A 667-nucleotide genomic window follows, 5' to 3' on the forward strand; every position below is an offset into this window, starting at 1 on the left:
CTGCGGAGTCTTTTGGGTTTGAGCTAATTGCTAAAACTCCGCAGTTAGATTAAGTTTCTTAGGAGGACTTTTGCTATTAGCCAGGGAATTCATTTCCTGGCGGCCTTTCGGTTTAAGTTAACTGGACACGTCCTCCTCCTTAATGTCGCGTCTTTACTAATTGCGATCGAGGTAACTGCTGACAGTATCGTCACCCAAATTATTGAGAAATTCTTGCAGCACATCGCGGCCACTGCGAACAGAATCGCGATTAGGAGCAATGGCTAAAGAGCGATTAAACATTTCCAGCGCCTCTTGCCAATTCTTGAGTGCTTCCTGTGTCTCAGATAATTTTTCTTGCAAATCACCCAGACATCGCAGCGCATTTCCTTTGTTGGTGAGAGCAGCGATATAATCCGGTGCAATAAGTAAAACAGAATTCAAGGCAGCGAGCGCCTCAAAGCAAGACTGTTTTGCCACCTCAAATTCACTTAGCTGTGCTTGCAATTCACCCAGGCTTAACAGCGCCTTCCCTTTGTTGTTGAGAACACCGAGATCATCCGGTGCAATAAGTAAAACACAATTCAAGGGAGCGATTGCTTCAAAGTAAGACTGTTTTGCCGCCTCAAATTCACTTAGCTTTGCTTGCAATTCACCCAGACTTTGCAGCGCATTCCCTTTGTTGTGG

1 pseudogene is annotated in these 667 nt (G+C 45.3%); it reads right to left on the reverse strand.

Annotated elements, in window-relative coordinates:
• Positions 1–156: 156 nt before the first annotated feature.
• A pseudogene (locus tag QUB33_RS16120) lies at positions 157–667 on the reverse strand (hypothetical protein); the annotation flags it as partial.

The sequence above is a fragment of the Microcoleus sp. B3-A4 genome (genome assembly GCF_036705385.1).
Taxonomy (GTDB): Bacteria; Cyanobacteriota; Cyanobacteriia; order Cyanobacteriales; family Microcoleaceae; genus Microcoleus.